At 43.4% G+C, this 13,566-nt stretch carries 14 protein-coding genes; 6 read left to right on the forward strand and 8 right to left on the reverse strand.

The window, feature by feature from the left end; translation table 11 throughout:
- Positions 1–52 precede the first annotated feature (52 nt).
- On the reverse strand, positions 53–1,099 hold the full coding sequence (locus V7R35_RS01750) for a PLP-dependent cysteine synthase family protein (RefSeq protein WP_334012910.1): 1,047 nt from the start codon (positions 1,097–1,099) through the stop codon (positions 53–55).
- Between the two features lie 387 nt (positions 1,100–1,486).
- Here V7R35_RS01750 and V7R35_RS01755 point away from each other — a divergent pair, with 387 nt between their 5' ends.
- Complete coding sequence (locus tag V7R35_RS01755; RefSeq protein ID WP_334012912.1) at positions 1,487–2,668, forward strand: endonuclease/exonuclease/phosphatase family protein; 1,182 nt, start codon at positions 1,487–1,489, stop codon at positions 2,666–2,668.
- A gap of 38 nt (positions 2,669–2,706) precedes the next feature.
- On the opposite strand, the gene V7R35_RS01760 is transcribed toward V7R35_RS01755, so the two are convergent.
- Positions 2,707–3,561: a DUF417 family protein gene (locus V7R35_RS01760; protein WP_334012914.1), complete on the reverse strand. Its 855-nt coding sequence runs from the start codon at positions 3,559–3,561 to the stop codon at positions 2,707–2,709.
- 189 nt (positions 3,562–3,750) lie between these two features.
- On the opposite strand from V7R35_RS01760, the gene V7R35_RS01765 reads away from it, so the two are divergent.
- Positions 3,751–4,191, forward strand: coding sequence for a hypothetical protein (locus V7R35_RS01765; RefSeq protein WP_334012916.1), 441 nt, complete (start codon positions 3,751–3,753; stop codon positions 4,189–4,191).
- Between the two features lie 121 nt (positions 4,192–4,312).
- Positions 4,313–4,744, forward strand: coding sequence for a DUF2177 family protein (locus tag V7R35_RS01770; RefSeq protein ID WP_334012918.1), 432 nt, complete (start codon positions 4,313–4,315; stop codon positions 4,742–4,744).
- Between the two features lie 88 nt (positions 4,745–4,832).
- Here the strand turns inward: V7R35_RS01770 and V7R35_RS01775 are convergent, their stop codons facing one another.
- Both V7R35_RS01775 and V7R35_RS01780 read right to left on the reverse strand, forming a co-directional pair.
- Complete coding sequence (locus V7R35_RS01775) at positions 4,833–5,924, reverse strand: fatty acid desaturase family protein (protein WP_334012919.1); 1,092 nt, start codon at positions 5,922–5,924, stop codon at positions 4,833–4,835.
- Entirely contained in the window at positions 5,924–7,027 is a 1,104-nt protein-coding gene (locus V7R35_RS01780; RefSeq protein ID WP_334012920.1) for a flavin reductase family protein, read from the reverse strand. Before V7R35_RS01780 ends, V7R35_RS01775 begins: the two co-directional genes overlap by 1 nt.
- 211 nt (positions 7,028–7,238) lie before the next feature.
- Here V7R35_RS01780 and cdd point away from each other — a divergent pair, with 211 nt between their 5' ends.
- Positions 7,239–7,655, forward strand: coding sequence for a cytidine deaminase (gene cdd, locus V7R35_RS01785; protein WP_334012921.1), 417 nt, complete (start codon positions 7,239–7,241; stop codon positions 7,653–7,655).
- Between the two features lie 131 nt (positions 7,656–7,786).
- Here the strand turns inward: cdd and V7R35_RS01790 are convergent, their stop codons facing one another.
- Positions 7,787–8,005 carry a hypothetical protein gene (locus tag V7R35_RS01790; RefSeq protein ID WP_334012922.1) on the reverse strand — a complete coding sequence of 73 codons (219 nt, stop codon included), beginning with the start codon at positions 8,003–8,005 and terminating at the stop codon, positions 7,787–7,789.
- A 259-nt stretch (positions 8,006–8,264) separates the two neighbouring features.
- Here V7R35_RS01790 and prfB point away from each other — a divergent pair.
- A protein-coding gene (gene prfB, locus V7R35_RS01795; RefSeq protein WP_334012923.1) for a peptide chain release factor 2 occupies positions 8,265–9,363 on the forward strand; the annotation gives its coding sequence in 2 pieces (ribosomal slippage) (positions 8,265–8,339 and positions 8,341–9,363; 1,098 coding nt in all).
- 23 nt (positions 9,364–9,386) lie between these two features.
- Positions 9,387–10,949, forward strand: coding sequence for a lysine--tRNA ligase (lysS, locus tag V7R35_RS01800; RefSeq protein WP_334012924.1), 1,563 nt, complete (start codon positions 9,387–9,389; stop codon positions 10,947–10,949).
- Between the two features lie 145 nt (positions 10,950–11,094).
- Here lysS and V7R35_RS01805 read toward each other — a convergent pair whose 3' ends face one another.
- The 3 genes from V7R35_RS01805 to V7R35_RS01815 are packed head-to-tail and all read right to left on the reverse strand — an operon-like array spanning position 11,095 to position 13,543.
- Complete coding sequence (locus tag V7R35_RS01805; protein WP_334013256.1) at positions 11,095–12,099, reverse strand: ketopantoate reductase family protein; 1,005 nt, start codon at positions 12,097–12,099, stop codon at positions 11,095–11,097.
- A gap of 5 nt (positions 12,100–12,104) precedes the next feature.
- A complete protein-coding gene (locus tag V7R35_RS01810) occupies positions 12,105–12,977 on the reverse strand; it encodes a pseudouridine synthase (RefSeq protein WP_334012925.1) in 873 nt (290 codons plus the stop codon).
- Complete coding sequence (locus tag V7R35_RS01815; RefSeq protein WP_334012926.1) at positions 12,977–13,543, reverse strand: Hpt domain-containing protein; 567 nt, start codon at positions 13,541–13,543, stop codon at positions 12,977–12,979. Before V7R35_RS01815 ends, V7R35_RS01810 begins: the two co-directional genes overlap by 1 nt.
- Positions 13,544–13,566 lie beyond the last annotated feature (23 nt).

The following is a 13,566-nucleotide window of genomic DNA, read 5'->3' on the forward strand; positions in this document are numbered from 1 at the left end:
AAAAAGGAGCAACAAGGTAACACTATTAAGTCATCGCGTATCTAACGGTGGCCTACGCCACCTTTATTCTGTCGAGAGTGGTATCGAACTCACTGGTTTCCCCAATATTATTGTCCACCCAACTGGTATTGTAGTAAGTGTCTTTATACCGTTCTCCGCTGTCACACATAAGAGTAACAATTGACCCGGTTACTCCTTCTTTTTCCATAGCTTGCGCTTCATTTAACGCGCCCCACAAATTAGTACCGGTGGAGGGGCCAGCCTTAATGCCCATTTTTTCATTTAGCCACCGCATTGTGGCAATACTTGCAGCATCAGGAACACGCAACATAGTATCGATAACATCATGCTGAAATGAGGCCTCTACCTGAGGGCGGCCAATACCCTCAATACGACTTCCGCGTTGTGATGTAAGTGTATGGTCTTTTTGATAAAAGCTATCAAAGAAAACGCTGTGCTGTGGATCAACTACCATCAATTTTGTGGTTAATCCTTTATAACGAATATAGCGACCGATAGTAGCTGAGGTGCCGCCGGTGCCTGCACTCATGACAATTGTATGCGGTATGGGATGTGGCTCAGCGCTCATTTGCTCGAAGATACTTTCAGCAATGTTGTTGTTGCCTCGCCAGTCAGTAGCGCGCTCTGCGTATAAAAACTGGTCCATAAAGTAGCCATTTAGTTCATTGGCAACCCGTTTGGCTTCGCTATGCATTTGAGTAGGGCAGTCAACAAAGTGGCATTCACCACCATAGCGTTCAATTAACGCTATTTTACTCTGTGCCGTTGAACGCGGCATTACTGCAACAAATGGAATGCCTATCATTTTGGCAAAGTAGGCTTCAGACACAGCAGTACTGCCCGATGACGCCTCTATTACCGTTGTGTTTTGATGAATTTTGCCATTACAAAGCGCGTATAAAAATAAAGAGCGCGCTAAGCGGTGCTTCAAACTCCCTGTAGGATGTGTGCTCTCGTCCTTCAAATAGACATCTACTCCTTGAATGGCAAGTTGATCTAGCTTTATAAGATGAGTATCTGCTGAACGTTGAAAGTCGGCATTTATAGTTTGAATTGCTTTTGAAACCCAATGAGACACGGCATACCTTTATGTTAAAACACCACTGCTATTGACAATAGCAGGGCAAACATAGAATAAATGTTTAAATTTGTGCGCTAGCTTTGGTTTTATTGGAAATAAATTTTAATATTCATGTTTTTATTAATATTTTGTTTTTAATATTTAATTTTGTTTGGTTTATTTTGCTTTTAAATGCGCTGAAAAGTATACGTGTTTATCAATTCATAGCGTGTTGGTTATGCTGACGTGTTAGTCATGTAGAGGCGTTAGTTACATGGAGCAATAGTTTCGTGGAGGTGTAGGCTATATGGTAAGGACAGCACGTAACAAGAACTTGCAACCGCGGTATTGCTTACCTCTCACGTTCTGGTATGTTTGTGTGATAATGTAACAAAAACTACCCTCATGAAACCCATAACGTTTTTCACGCTGCTAGCGCTTTTGCCTTTTTCTGTTTTTTCACAGCCCCTCAAGGTCGCCACATTCAATGTAAGTATGGAGGCAACTAATTATCGCCACCTAAACATGCCGCCAAGCGACAAGGTGCTGCAACAGGTGCTGAGTACGGGTGACAACGATCAAGTAAAAAACATTGCTGAAATTATACAGCGTGTTAACCCAGACGTTATTCTGCTTAACGAATTCGATTACATTCAAAATAAAAAGAGTGGTGTAAACGCTTTTGTAACTCGGTATCTGAACGTTTCTCAACAAGGGCAAGCGCCGCTTGATTACCCTTATACTTATATTGCAGCAGTAAATACCGGCCAACCAACACCATTCGACTTAGACAATAACGGTGAAGCTACGCAATACGGCAATGACGCATACGGTTATGGTTTGTACCCAGGGCAGTACGGCATGGCTCTTTTATCGAAGTACCCCATTAAGGAAAACGATATTCGTACTTTTCAGTATTTTAAGTGGAAAGATATGCCCAACGCACAGCGCCCAATGCTGGTAAGTGAAAATCAACAAAGTACTGATAGCGCTTGGTATTCTGATGATGAATGGAATGCCTTTCGACTTAGCTCAAAATCGCACTGGGATATTCCTGTTGTAGTAGGAGATAAAACAGTACATATACTGGCAATGCACCCAACGCCTCCGAACTTTGACGGAGATGAAGACCGAAACGGAAAACGTAATAGCGATGAAATCCGCCTTATGGCAGATTATTTATCGCCTAAAAAAGGCGGTTATATTTACGATGATAACGGCAAACAGGTGACGCTTAGCGAAAACTCACGGTTTGTTCTTGTTGGCGACTTTAACGCAGCGGATATTGGTGACAAGTATCGAAAAGGTGTTATCGAGCAGCTAACCGAACATCCACTGGTAAACAATTCGGTTATACCTAAAAGTGATGGCGGAGCAAACTCATCGGATTTACCTTACAGCAACCGGTTTACCGCGTATTGGGGAGCAAGAGCCGACTATGTGCTTCCTTCAAAATATGGCATGACGGTAACCGACGCTGGCGTATTCTGGCCAGAAAAGCAAAGTGCTCTGCATCGTTTAGTCAAAGACAGGGCTGCAAGCTCAGACCATCGATTAGTTTGGGTAAGCTTGCAGTTAGAAGAATAATTTCAGTATTACTGAAATTACGCCTGTAGGACTATAAATTAAAGCTTGGCTTGGTACGCACTATCATTGCTTAATGTGTAGTGAGCAACAATGATGAGGTTAGCAATAAACCATAAATCTTTAATAACAAAGTGCCCTAGGCCGTTAACAAGCGTGTCGCCATTAAATGTGCCGGGTACTGAAAACATAAATGTTTGCGTCATTACAAATACAGACAAACACGCCAAGCCGCTTATCACAAGAAGCGGCTTGTTGCGTATGAAAATACCAATACCAAGTAGTATGGCAAAGAGGATATCAAAGCCACCAATTACGTTTGACGCTTGTTGCACAGTAAAGACATCGTAAAGCCAAGACATAAATGGAGATGTTTCGACAAGCCCTACAATGCCGTTTGCTTCGAATTCATAGAACTTCATGCCGCCAATCCAAAAAAGCACCATAGCAACCGAGGCGTAATTCATGAAAGTATGTTGTTTCGCCGTAAATTTGTCTTTGAAAAATAGAAATGCAACAAGCGGTAATACTGCAAAGTACTTTATTATGCCTTGGCCGCTGCCAATGATAGGAAACCCGCCTAAATCGGCCATCCAGCGAGTGGGTGACAGCAAAGTGAGTAGCGGAACTGCTACTGTGATAAGCGTAATTGATACCGGAACAATCGCTGGCAACACGCCTATTCTTGCAGCCAATGTTGTTATAGTAACGCTTAACATGCCTACGCCTGCCAGCACACTAAGTGTTGATGCACTCAACATGTCGGTAAGTTCGTAGAAGCCGAATGTTGCTGTTAACGCCCGAGGATTAGCGCCTAGTAAAAACGTAATACCTAAAACGGCAAAGCTAAAGGTAAGTAATAAGGTTACGCTGTTTTTTGTTTGGGCATATGACATGAAAAGTCCAATTCGTTAATTAGTGCAAACAGTAGGCACACATAGACCTAGTAAATTTAAATAAAATTTCATCTATTTATTTTCTTTGAACAGCGCAAGCAATCAGTTTGCGTAATAAGCTTTTATAATTTATTGAAACTTAATTAAAAAAATAGGTCAGACGTAAAGAATATAAAAGGAATTGCTACTATGCGCTATTCATTTACTGGCAATAAAGTCACCGGTACTTTTCTTATTCTGGCATTCGTTTGTTTGACAGGATGCGGTGCAAAACCGCCAGAGAAGATACCTACGCTCAAAGAAACTGCACAACTAGAGGCGACGGTTGATACATCGCTACCGCTTGTACAGCAGGCGTATTCTATCGCTTCTGAAAAGGTGTGCGAAAAACATGCGGGGCAGTGGAAACGCATTGGTAAACAACAAAAGGAAAGCTGTGTTTTACCAGCAAGCGATGCCGGTAAGTCTTGTCAAAGTAGTCGCGACTGTGAAGTAGCTTGTGTTGCGCTTAACGAACCCGTTGCACCGGGTACGGCCACAGCCGGAGTTTGCTTAGAGTCTACAAATTTATTTGGCTGCAGAACATATGTGTCGGGCGGCATTGCTGAGCCTACGCTATGCGTAGATTAATCAGATGAAATCGGATAACCGTGAACACAAAATAATGCTTAATAAATGCAGTGCTATTCTTGCTACGTAAACCATGACACACTATTGATAATTAACGGAACTTTTATAAGGAATAGGAAACATGCTTGCGAACATCGTACGCTACGCGAAGCCGATTGTAACATCGCTAGCTGCTATTTTTATCTGCTTTGGTGTGCTTGATTTCATATGGTTAGGTGTAGTGGCAGATAGCTGGTATCAAACTGAAATGGCACCTTTATTACGAAGCCAGTTTATAACCTGGCCTTGGCTAGTATTTTACACAATGTATGGGTGTGTTGTTTTTGTACTTGCGGTAGTCGCTAATCGCGATAAATCACTGCTTTATGCGGGCATCGATGGCGCTCTGTTGGGGCTGGCAAGCTACGGCGCTTATAACCTTACCGCCTACAGTATTATTGATGGCTTCACACTTTTTATTATGAGCATCGACTGGGTATGGGGAACGTGTTTAACCGGCGCAAGCGCAATGTCGGGCTGGTTAGGGTTTCAACTGGCGCGAGATGATAAATAGCACCAAGAATTAACGCTTCCCAGTGCTATTTTATTTATCACAGTTAACTGCACGCTTGTTGACGTACATCACGTGCTGATGATTGTGTTTATGGCAATGAATATCGCAATATGCGTTTAAGCACGCTTGAATATTGTTTAACGAAGCTACCGGTATTGTAGTGCATGCCATGTTCTTCAAACACGGCTTTAACGTTAGGCGCCATTTCACGATATCTGCGAGCTGGAATGTCGGGAAACAAGTGGTGCTCTATTTGAAAACTAAGGTGCCCAGTAAGCACATGAAAAACATTCCCTCCAGTTATGTTTGAAGAACCAAGGGCTTGGCGGTAATACCACTGTCCTTGTGTTTCGTTCCTACAATCTTCTTCTTTGAAGGTTTCAACGTCACCCGTAAAGTGGCCGCAAAAAATGATGGTAGACGTCCATAAGTTTCGCAACAAATTGGCCAATGCATTTCCTGCAAACACCCACAGGAAAAGAGGCCCTGCGAGCAAAGGGAATAACACGTAGTCTTTTACAAGCTGTCTGGCCCCCTTGCTAAAGAAGCGCTTTTTCAATTGAGCATGAGTAACTGTGTTTTTTCTATTGTCTTTTTTCTTACCAAAGAATACACGCTCTGCAGCCATTTCGTGGTACGCCACTCCCCATTGAAAGAAAACGCTTAACAAAAGGTAAGTAACAAACTGCCAAAGATTTTTAACACGCCAGCGAAAGTCGCTTGAAAGCCTGAGTAACCCATAACCAAAATCACGATCTTTGCCTATTATGTTGGTATACGTATGATGTTCGTAGTTGTGCACTCTGTTCCAACTAGCACCATCACAGGCAATGTCCCATTCGTATGCTTTAGAGTTAATATGTTTGTCGTTCATCCAATCGTACTGCCCGTGCATTACGTTGTGCCCAATCTCCATATTGTCGAGAATTTTGGCAGTAGCCAAACTAAGCACACCAACAGCCCACAGAATCGGCTGCAAAAAGCCCAGCATAAGCAATATTCTTCCCGTCCACTCACAGACACGCTGTAAAACAATCACGCGTTTAATATATTGAGCATCTTCATTACCAACGCGTGCACGAATGTCAGTTTTAATTGCGTTTAGCTGCTTGGCTAGCTTTTCATAATCCGGCTTATTGGATCTATTAGGTGTTATTGTCGAAGTTCGTTTACTCGTCATTATGATTGAAGCTCCAAATTAGTAACGGCTTGAGATACACATAGCTGAATGAGTTCCTCGGCGTTATCTGACAACTCGCCGGTGCGCATATCCCGCACAATTCCCTGTTTCTTTACACACTGGCATTGATGGCAAATGCCCATGCCACACCCATAATTTACCGGCACACTAGCCTGCTGTAGCTGAGTTAGAAGCGATTGCTGGTTGTTAACATGAAGCGCTTTGTCGTCATGCTGAATAAGGAAAGTTTGCTCTTCTTCTGAGCTATCAAATACGGTTGGTAAAAGTGCAGTAAAATGTTCGCTTTCAAGTGAAATATTATTTGCCAAAGCGTTTTTTGAAACTGGCTCATACAGTGATTGAGGGCCACACACCATCCACTCATACGTATTAAATTCAGGTAAATAGCGTTCAACATCACCGTCATTCGCTTTAGTGAGTAAGCGAAACGCAAAATTGGGTAGCTTTGATGAAATTTTTGAGAGCTCATCAATAAGCAAGTGTTCGCCTTGCTTGGCGTAGTAAAGCAAGTGAATGTTTGGCTTCATAGAAGCCTGGCGGCTGTGGTGCTCATTACAGTCATTAGAGCTATGTTTGGCTGCATGCTTCGATGTATAGTCTTCTAACATTGCGATGAAGGGGGTAATGCCAGAGCCGCCTGCAATCATCAATACATCTTTATCTTGTTGTAGTTCAAAACGCCCCATGGGCGCTGAAATGTTTACCCACTTTCCAGGTGAAAGTGTTGGTAGGTGAGGGGTTAGCGCCCCTTGTTCTTTAATACGAATGATCAAGCGTAATTTATTTTCTAATGCATGAGTACTGGCTCCCGATGCAATAGTAAACACACGAGTTGTAAGCCTGCCGTTGATCTCAACAGTAAGTGACACATGCTGCCCTGCCAGATGTACTGGCCACTTTTTTTCTGGCGATAATAAAATTTGAAGTGTATTTGGGTTTAAGTAGGTTGCACTTGTTATTTGTGCGCGAAATAGGCCATCTCGCCACGCAGGTTTAAACCGTTGAACAAGTGGCTCCCAATAACCTTTCCATGTTGAGTGATGGAAAAGAGAATGACTGATTTTCGAAAGAAGCGATTTCACTAAGTGCTTTGACCTTACAAGAGTTAAAACGACAGTTAATAATTTGAGCGTACACTTGTACTCTATTTGAGCGTACGAGTGTACGCCCAAATAAAAAAAGATCAAGTATCATGTTTTTGGCTACAAGTTGTCCAAATGGTCAGTTTTCTATTGCACTACGTAGTAATACTCATTAATCTTCATACCCCCTTTTGAAAAGTGGAACAGAACATTGCTCGAAAATTTACGTCAGGATGTTGTGGATGCGTACAAAAACGCATTAGCGGCACTAGAAAACTCTTATTCTCCGTATTCTCATTTTAAAGTTGGTGCAGCAGTAAAATTCAAAGGTGTTGAGCAGGTTTTTTATGGCTGTAATGTTGAAAACGCTAGCTATGGTGCAACTATTTGTGCCGAGCGAAATGCAATATGGAGTGGCGTTGCAGCGGTAGGCAAACAGGATATGGAATACCTTATTGTGGTTGCAGATCAGAAAGACCCAGTACCGCCATGTGCTTTGTGCTTACAGGTCATATCTGAATTTTACGACGCTGAAATGCCAATTTATTTGGGTAATTTGCAGGGCCTACAAAAGGTATATAAGTTAAAAGAAATACTGCCTGTGCCGTTTAATAGTTTCGTTGCATAAAAACGACTACTACGAAAAAAGCCGTATCCTTCAAGTATTCGAGAAATCGTTGCAATAACGACTTCTCGTTATGAATCAGTGCTGCACGGTGAGATATTGTGCTATCCAGCACTATTTAGCGTTGGGGCGGGTTAACGCTCTCTATTCTTGTAAAGCCAATTTCCAATGCCGATGGCCGCTACAAGCAGCGATAGCGCCGGCCACATTAATGATACTGGTGCGCCGTCAGGACACTGAAGTGTCATGGTTGAACCCGCTAAATCGCTACAATCTACTATTGGGCCCATGGCTAGAATAAATAAGCTCAAAAGTATGCCAATGATGGCTGAAGATAAATTATTTAGTGACATTTTTTTCCAAATTGGTGCATGTAAGAAGTAAGTCGGCACAGAAAACGTGAAATTAAAAACGCCGCCAAATCAATAAGTATGGACATGTTTTGCTTTAACAAGCTGTGTTGAAAGTCATTTGTCGGCCAATTCCTATCGTTCAACGAAAACGCTTCTAATACATACCAAAAGAAGATGGCAATATTTGCGCCAACCCCTATCAAAATTACCTTAAATTCGTTAATATCCGCGGTCTTGAATTTTACGAAATAAGCGGTCTATGTTTGAAATAAACCCCGTTACCAATGCGATAAAAGATATCCGCGAGCGCACCGATGCGCTTAGGGGGTATCTTTGACTTTGATGCAAAGTCAGAGCGTTTAGAAGAAGTAAGCCGAGAGTTAGAAAGTCCTGACGTTTGGAACGAGCCAGACAGAGCACAGGCGCTTGGCAAAGAGAAAGTTGCGCTAGAGCAAATTGTTGAAACTATTCACAAGCTAGAGCAAGGTGTAGAAGACGTAGAAGGGCTGGTGGAACTGGCCGTTGAAGCTGAAGACGAAGACACATTTAATGAAGCCGAAGCTGAACTGCAGGGGCTTATTGAGCAGTTAGAAACGTTAGAGTTTCGACGCATGTTTTCAGGTCCAAACGACACCAACGATTGCTACATTGATATTCAGTCTGGTTCAGGTGGTACTGAAGCACAAGACTGGGCAAACATGCTTTTGCGTATGTACTTGCGATGGGGCGAGGCTCACGGTTTTAAAACAGAACTTATTGAAGTGTCTGAAGGTGAGGTGGCTGGCATCAAGAGTGCAACACTGCGTCTAGAAGGTGAGTATGCGTTTGGATGGCTGCGCACTGAAACCGGCGTACATCGTTTGGTCCGAAAATCACCTTTCGATTCTGGAAATCGCCGACATACGTCGTTTTCATCAGCTTTCGTGTATCCTGAAATTGATGACGATATTGACATTGAAATTAACCCTTCTGATTTACGTATCGACACTTATCGCGCATCAGGCGCGGGTGGTCAGCACGTTAACAGAACAGACTCAGCGGTACGTATAACGCATGAACCCACTGGTATTGTGGTGCAGTGTCAGAACGACCGTTCGCAGCATAAAAACAAAGATCAGGCGATGAAGCAGCTTAAAGCTAAACTCTATGAGTTTGAGCTGCAAAAGCAAAACGCTGAGAAACAAGCGATGGAAGACAGTAAGTCGGATATAGGCTGGGGTAGTCAAATACGTTCTTATGTATTAGACGACTCTCGCATTAAAGACTTACGTACCGGCGTGGAAACACGTAATACTCAAGCCGTACTTGATGGCGACTTGGACAAATTTATTGAAGCCAGCCTAAAATCTGGGCTGTAAACCGAACAACGAAGTGAAAGGTTATGACTGACCAACAAACAGACGATAACAAATTGATTGCAGAGCGCCGTGCAAAGCTAAGCGCTATTCGCGAGCAGTGCCGTGCAAACGGTTTCCCAAACAGCTTCCGTCGTGAAAACTACGCTGATGAACTTCAAGCTAAGTTCGGTGAATTCGACAAGGAAACCTTGCAAGAGCAAGACAACAAAGTAAGCATTGCTGGCCGTATTATGGCTAAGCGTGGACCTTTCTTGTTACTACAAGACATGACTGGCCGTATTCAAGCTTACGCAGACAAAGACACGCAGAAAGCGCTTAAAGCACAATACGGTGCGTTGGATATTGGCGACATTATCGGCGTAGCAGGAGCTCTTCACAAGTCGGGTAAAGGCGACCTTTACGTGAACATGGAGCAATATGAATTGCTAACTAAAGCACTTCGTCCGCTACCTGAAAAGTTCCATGGTCTTAGCGACCAAGAAACTAAATATCGCCAGCGTTATGTTGACCTGATCACCAGCGAGCAAACGCGTAAAACCTTTATGATCAGAAGTAAGATTGTAAACGGCATTCGTAAGTACCTTACCGAGCGCGACTATTTAGAAGTAGAAACGCCAATGCTACAGGTTATTCCAGGCGGCGCTACGGCGAAGCCGTTTGTGACTCACCACAATGCGCTAGATATCGATATGTACCTGCGCATTGCGCCAGAGCTTTACCTAAAGCGTTTGGTTGTAGGTGGCTTTGAGCGAGTATTCGAAATTAACCGTAATTTCCGTAACGAAGGTTTATCAACGCGTCATAACCCTGAGTTCACTATGCTTGAGTTCTACCAAGCATACGCAGACTACAATGACCTGATGAACCTTACGGAAGATATGTTGCGCACGCTAGCACAAGATATTCTTGGTACCACTAAAATCACCAACACCACGAAAGATGCAGATGGCAACGTAACAAGCGAAGTAGAATATGACTTCGGTAAGCCGTTTGACCGTTTAAGTATGGGTGAGGCTATTTTGAAGTACTGGCCAGAAGCCAATGAAGCCGCTATTCGCGACCCAGAAGCAAACCTAGATGCGCTTAAAGCAATGGCAAAACAGCTTCATATTAAAGAGCCTGAAGTAGACGGTATTTGGGGTGCAGGTAAGTACCTTTGCGAAATCTTCGAAGCCACTGCTGAAGAGCAGCTTATGCAGCCTACGTTTATTACTGAATATCCGTGGGAAGTATCGCCGCTTGCACGCAGAAACGACAATAATCCATTCATTACTGACCGTTTCGAGTTCTTCGTTGGTGGACGTGAACTTGCTAACGGGTTTAGCGAGCTAAATGATCCTGAAGACCAAGCTGAGCGTTTTGCGAAGCAGGTTGAAGAAAAAGACGCGGGCGATGATGAAGCAATGCACTTCGACGATGACTACATTCGCGCGCTTGAGTATGGCTTACCGCCAACAGCGGGTGAGGGTATTGGTATCGACCGTTTGGCGATGTTGTTTACCGACAGCTCAACCATTAAAGACGTTATTTTGTTCCCGCACATGAAACCACAAGCGACCAAAGACGCGTCTGAGTCTGAAGAGTAAGGTAACGCTTACTTAGTAAAACCGCAGGAAGCGTAGTAAGACGTTGCTGGGTATTGCTAGGCAAATGCTAGACAAAAAATGAAAAAGGCGAGATTGAATCTCGCCTTTTTTGATCTCGCTTTCGGGAAATTCTACAGCCTTTAACTTACATACTAATGTTTTTATTAAACTGCGCTTCAATCTCTTTTATTTTCTGAATCAGTAGCGTGTTGGTTGGCGTTGCGATGCCTTTTTGCTTGGCGCTTTCTACAAGATAACCGTTAATAGCGCCTATTTCGCTAGGCCGTTTATTAACAATATCTTGATGCATGCTTGAATAGTTTTCGCCTGTCGCTTTTGCCACTGCCATAACACGCTCATGCACCTGCTTCTCACAAAATGAAAAACCATAAGCATTGGCGGTCGCAGTAAATTCTGCACAAATAGCTTGTCGTTGTTTATCGAACTGCGCGTCTAAAATATGTTTGTTTTGAATATTATTTATTGCAGTAAGCGGGTTGATAACGGCATTTACGGCAAGTTTGCTCCAAAGCGCTTTTTGAATGTTGTCACAGTAATGGGTAGGGGGTAACGCTGCGCTGATAAGTGCTATGGCATCGCTAAGCTTTGACGGAAGTTTAGAATAGAGCTTAGAACTGAGCTTGGATGAAAGCGTTGAATTCAATGTCGTAGAAGTTTCATTAGAGCGGCTAAAAGTTTGCACGTCTAACGCGCCTATTTGCGTTTCACCTGTCCCCGTATACTCAACGATAACACTGCCATTTTCAGCTTCTTTTTTTAGCGCACCATGACTTGTGGTTGCTAACAATAGCGGGTAATCGGCGCCAAGCACATCATTTGCTATTTCTGCGCCGCCCATTCCATTATGTAGCAATACCACAGTAGGTTGGTTTACTAAATAGGGTAGCCAAGAGTGAAGTGCTTGTGACATCTGATACACTTTTAAAGGCAATACGAGTACATCATCAGCGTGTAATACTGAAGGAATAGAGCGCGCTGGTTGCAAGGTAACAACTTCGCCGTTAAGCCATACCGCAGAAGACGGGCAATCTTTAACATTTCGAGGGTATTGTTGATAAGGCACGCCATGCTTTTGCGCCCCTGCAGCCACTAGCGAACCAATAGCGCCGCCACCAACGATATGCAGCATTGCCACTAGTTAGGCTCCTTTGCTGCCAGTTTATCCACAGTGGCTTCTTCTAATATCTCTCCCTTCAATGGGCTTAAACCTTTAGGTAAGTTTGGCCACGGTAAATTTTCGGGAGGCTGAAGCTGTGAAAACCACTCTTGTATTTGCGGGTCTGCAAAGCCATCTTCGTATTGCATCAAGGTAAAACCGTTTTTCTCAAACAAGGCAATGCGAGTCTCAATATTTGCGCTTACGCTAATCAGCCCAGTTTTTAGTGGCAGCATTAAGCGCCATGCGTGAAGGTTGAGTCGTTCTGAATTATTGCCTCCGTAAAGTGTATCACCATTAATAGGAGCGCCTATACTTTTAAGCGCAACGCGAATTTGATGGGTTTTTCCGGTAAAGGGTTTTACGATAAAGCCGCGCACGCCAGGCTTAGCAGATTGACTGAAAAACTGCGTAATAGCTGGCTTTTCAGTAGTTTTTAGCAAAATCCTTTGACCGCCTCGTCGGTTTTTCATGTCGCCAATTATTGCGCCTTGCTTCTTTTTAGGCTTGCTCTCGCTTAAGGCTACGTAGTATTTACCCACCGCTCTTGTTTTGAACAGCTCGCCTATTTCAGCGGCAGTCCGTTCATTTTTAGCTAAACAAAGGCAGCCCGATGTGCCGGTATCAAGGCGATGGCATAAATGCAGTTGCGACAAATTCAGCTGCTTTTTAAGCAACGTTACTATACCTGGAATAGTGAGTGTTTCTTGAGCACTAGTTTCAGTCGAAGGAAATTGCTGCGAAGTAAGTGATGAATTTTGGACGGCTTGGGTATCGTGCATGCCGATACCCGAAGGTTTATTCACAACAACAAGGTCATCGCTGTTGTATAAGATACACAGGTCTTGCACTAGCTATTTTCTAATTCAGCTATAGCGGCTTCGTAGTCTAGTTCGTCAACAGCATCAACAATTGCAGCTTGTTTATCGTTGGGAAGAGAAAGGCTGACAAGCCATGAATCAAGGCGTTCTTGTGAAATAAATTCACTGGCCTTAAGTGCCGCTAAAAGCTGTGTTTTCGCTTGTTCAGCCGCAGCACTATTTACAGGCGCGTTTGCTGGACTATTTGTTTCAGGCTCTGCTGTTAGTGCATCTACCGCTGCCATGGTTTCATCTACACAAGCGATGAACGCTGGGTAATCGTCGGAAATACGCTGATCGTTTCGCAAGCTGCTTTCAATAGGCTTACTTGCATGATGTAAGGCAAATAACCCTAGGTTACCAGTAACACCTTTTAAGGTATGTACAAGAGAATAGGCTTCTGTGAACTCGCCTTTTTCTACATGTGTTTGAATATCTGCGTCAATCGAGCGGTATTCTTCGGTAAACTTTCCTAGAAGGGTAAACAACAGCGTTTTGTTACCGCTAAGCTGTGACATTCCAAAGTCAATATCGAGTACTGTTGTCGACTGATCCATTAAACGTTCCTTTTAACCTCATT

The sequence above is a fragment of the Alteromonas sp. S167 genome, assembly GCF_036864375.1.
Taxonomy (GTDB): Bacteria; Pseudomonadota; Gammaproteobacteria; order Enterobacterales; family Alteromonadaceae; genus Alteromonas.

What these genes read in the sequence shown, in the direction of transcription:
- V7R35_RS01775 (WP_334012919.1), bottom strand. Translation starts at nt 5,924, where the DNA reads ATGACGAGTAAACGAACTTCGACAATAACACCTAATAGATCCAATAAG.
- V7R35_RS01765 (WP_334012916.1), top strand. Translation starts at nt 3,751, where the DNA reads ATGCGCTATTCATTTACTGGCAATAAAGTCACCGGTACTTTTCTTATT.
- V7R35_RS01790 (WP_334012922.1), bottom strand. Translation starts at nt 8,005, where the DNA reads ATGTCACTAAATAATTTATCTTCAGCCATCATTGGCATACTTTTGAGC.
- V7R35_RS01805 (WP_334013256.1), bottom strand. Translation starts at nt 12,099, where the DNA reads ATGCTGCATATCGTTGGTGGCGGCGCTATTGGTTCGCTAGTGGCTGCA.
- V7R35_RS01760 (WP_334012914.1), bottom strand. Translation starts at nt 3,561, where the DNA reads ATGTCATATGCCCAAACAAAAAACAGCGTAACCTTATTACTTACCTTT.
- V7R35_RS01770 (WP_334012918.1), top strand. Translation starts at nt 4,313, where the DNA reads ATGCTTGCGAACATCGTACGCTACGCGAAGCCGATTGTAACATCGCTA.
- lysS (WP_334012924.1), top strand. Translation starts at nt 9,387, where the DNA reads ATGACTGACCAACAAACAGACGATAACAAATTGATTGCAGAGCGCCGT.
- V7R35_RS01755 (WP_334012912.1), top strand. Translation starts at nt 1,487, where the DNA reads ATGAAACCCATAACGTTTTTCACGCTGCTAGCGCTTTTGCCTTTTTCT.
- V7R35_RS01815 (WP_334012926.1), bottom strand. Translation starts at nt 13,543, where the DNA reads ATGGATCAGTCGACAACAGTACTCGATATTGACTTTGGAATGTCACAG.